Here is a 3,214-nt window from a genome sequence, read left to right as displayed (position 1 = left end):
CGCAGCGCGAGGCCGTCGAGCTGGTCTTCGCCGAAGCGGCGGATGTCCTCCAGCAGCGACTGCGAGGACGAGAGCAGCCGGTCGGAGGCGGCGGCAGGCGGAGCCTCCAGCGCCAGCAGGAACTGGAGTCCGCCGCTGCGCGCCTGCACGCTTCCCTTGAGGCTGTACTTGCGGATCAGCGTGCGCAGCAGCACGGCCAGATCCCTCAGCGCGGCTTCGAGGCGGTCTCCGCCATCCTCGGGGGACCGCTCCTCAAGCTCCAGCTGCCCCGGCAGGCTGAGGCAGATGCGGTCCTGCGGGATCCGTCCGGTCAGCCCGATCATAGTGCGGGCCTGATCCTCGCTCGCGATCCGCCCTTCCTGCAGCTCCGGGATAAGCTGGTCCTGCAGCCGGTTGTCGTGCTCCCGCCGGAATTGGGTGCGGAGCATGAGAGCGGCGATAGCGGAGGCGGCCGCATCCAGATAAGGAGAGAGCTGCGCGGCAGCCTCCCCGTCATTGTCGGGCAGAGGCGTTCCGACCGCCGCGAGCAGCTGGCCGTAACAGGAAACGGGCCGCAGGAGCAGGCTGCCTCCGCTGTCCAGCGGCAGCAGAAGCTCGCTTTTCCCGTCGCCGAGAACGCCTTCGCGCTCCAGCCGGCGGAACGGGAAATCGGCAAGGCCGGGCGTACCGCCGGAGACAGGAGGCAGCTGCGGGTAATGGCGATCCGCTTCAAGGAGGGAATAAAAGACGATTTGCCGTCCCGTATCCCCATGAAGCAGGCGAAGGACGGGCATAATATCGCTGTGCTGGAGCGTCAGCTGCTGCAGGCGGCGGGAGAAGCCCTCCGCAAGGTCCCGATGGGAGCGCTGACGGTTGATGATGAGAGAGTGGATGTCTTGGGTGATTTCCGAGAACCGCACCGGATGGTCGAAAACGATGACGGGGAAGCCATGCTGCTCCGCCAGCTCGAGCACCTCCGCGGGAACCTCTTCGATGCTCGTCCCGAGCTCGAGAATAAGTCCTGCGGCTTCCTGGCGGATAAGCTGGCGCAAATAGTCGAGACGGTCCTGCTGGGCCTGCTTCAGCCAGAGGCCGGTCGTCAGAATCAGGTCGTCCCGGCTGATGAACGGGGCTACCTGCACGATTTCGATGACATGCACCCAGCCGACGCGCTTGCCGAGGCCTACCTGGCCGGCGGCGAGCCGGGCATGGGCGAACAAGGGACGCTGAAGCACGTCCCGGACATGCAGATCGGTTGTTTTCACTCGCTAAGACACCTTTCCGGGCAATCGCGACATGCCGACGGCGGCAAAGCTGCCAGAACCGTGTGAGCAATCGGCAAGAAGTCGAGCCCAAGGAGAGAAAATATCGACAACGTGTAAGATGCCAGACTTGGCCCCTTCCCGTATCATGACGGTAGAAGGCAATATCCATTATAGACGAGGTGGCTGTCCCATGAAAATCGGAATTCCAAAGGAAATCAAAAACAACGAGAACCGCGTCGCCTTGACGCCGATGGGAGCCGTTGAATTCGTGCGCGCGGGGCATACGGTGCTGGTCGAGCGCTCCGCCGGAGCCGAAAGCGGATTCGAGGACTCCCAGTACGAAGCCGCAGGCGCGGTCATCGTGGCGGAAGCAGCCGATGTATGGGGCAAAAGCGACATGGTCATGAAGGTCAAGGAGCCGCTTTCCTCCGAGTACGGCTACTTCCGCGAAGGCCTCATCCTGTTCGCTTACCTCCACCTCGCGGCCGAGCCGCTCCTTGCCGAAGCGCTCCGCGAATCCGGCGTTACCGCCATCGCCTACGAGACGATCCGAGTGAACGGTGCGCTGCCGCTGCTCGCTCCGATGAGCGAAGTAGCCGGCCGCATGTCGGTGCAGGTCGGCGCTCAGATGCTGGAGCGCGCACGCGGCGGCAAAGGGATTCTGCTCGCCGGAGTGACCGGCGTCAAGCGCGGCAAGGTGGCCGTCATCGGCGGCGGCATCGCCGGCACGAACGCGGCTCAGATCGCAGTCGGCCTCGGCGCGGACGTGACCGTGCTCGACACCAATACGAACCGCCTGCGCGAGCTCGCGCTCATTTTCGGCAACCAGCTGCAGACGCTGCAGTCCACCTCGCACAACATCGCCGAAGCGGTTCGCGAAGCGGATCTCGTCATTTCCACGGTGCTGATCCCGGGCGGCAAGGCGCCGAAGCTCGTCACGGAGGAAATGGTCCGCTCGATGCAGAAGGGCTCCGTCATCGTCGACGTGGCCATCGACCAAGGCGGCAGCGTGGAGACGATCGACCGCATCACGACGCATGACGATCCGGTGTTCGAGAAGCACGGCGTCCTGCATTATGCGGTCGCCAACATCCCGGGAGCGGTGCCGTACACGTCCACGCTCGCCCTGACGAACGCCACGCTGCCGTTCGCGCTCCAGATCGCCCGGTCCGGAGCCCAGGACGCCATCCGCGCATCCCAGCCGATCCGCGAAGGCGTCAACACGATGGGCGGCCATGTCACCTACGAGGCGGTCGCCTGCGATCTCGGCTATGCGTACAAAGCACCCGAAGAGCTGATCGGCTGACCGTCGATCCACAGATGCGAAAATCCCCGAACCGGACGGTTCGGGGATTTTTTTATTTAGTTGAACGCAAACCCAGCTGCCGGCAGCGCTGCCCATAGCGGATAAGAACGGACCCGCGAGCCTGACCGCATGAGGACTCCGGGAGTTCCTCTCCTGCGGATGGCGGCGAGTACTGCGTCAATCGCCGGAGGGAAGATGCGGAATGACGATCTCCTGAACGGGTGCGGGCTGATCCAGCGTGGAATCGGAAGGCTTGGAGCTGATGAATACCCTCATGTCATCCGCGGCTCCCTGCAGAGACTCGTCGCGCATCGGGATGGAGCGGAATCCGTCCGGCGAGGCGGCGGCAGAGGAAGCGGACAGGGAGCCATAGACCTGGAATATGCTTTCCACCCGCGAGCGGCGGCTTTCCTCGACGGACACGAAGACGAGCAGGCGGTTGTTCTCCAGGAGAGCCCGGTACGCTTCCGCATCCTGCTCGGGGATGCCGAGACCGACCAGGCCTCCGACGACGCTGCCCGCTCCTCCGCCGACGGCGGCTCCAGCGAGCACGGTGGCGATAGGGCCGGCGGCCAGCAGCGGGCCTATGCCCGGTATGAAGAGAAGCCCGGCTGTGGCCAGAATGCCGGCTGCGCCTCCGAGCACGATTCCCGCGGCGGCTCCG

Annotated in this window: 2 protein-coding genes and 1 pseudogene; 1 reads left to right on the top strand and 2 read right to left on the bottom strand. The window is 64.7% G+C overall.

Annotation, left to right across the window (positions count from 1 at the left end):
- A partial coding sequence (locus tag BN871_RS25645) for a PucR family transcriptional regulator ligand-binding domain-containing protein (protein WP_048749971.1) occupies nt 1-1,244 on the bottom strand: 1,244 nt, incomplete at its 3' end.
- 190 nt (nt 1,245-1,434) lie between these two features.
- Here BN871_RS25645 and ald point away from each other — a divergent pair.
- Complete coding sequence (ald, locus tag BN871_RS25640; protein ID WP_048749970.1) at nt 1,435-2,550, top strand: alanine dehydrogenase; 1,116 nt, start codon at nt 1,435-1,437, stop codon at nt 2,548-2,550.
- Nucleotides 2,551-2,727: 177 nt separating this feature from the next.
- Here the strand turns inward: ald and BN871_RS28725 are convergent.
- Nucleotides 2,728-3,214 (bottom strand): annotated as a pseudogene (locus BN871_RS28725) (hypothetical protein); the annotation flags it as partial.

Source organism: Paenibacillus sp. P22 (genome assembly GCF_000469945.2).
Classification (GTDB): domain Bacteria; phylum Bacillota; class Bacilli; order Paenibacillales; family Paenibacillaceae; genus Paenibacillus_O; species Paenibacillus_O humicus.
This window is presented reverse-complemented; position numbering and strand designations above follow the sequence as displayed.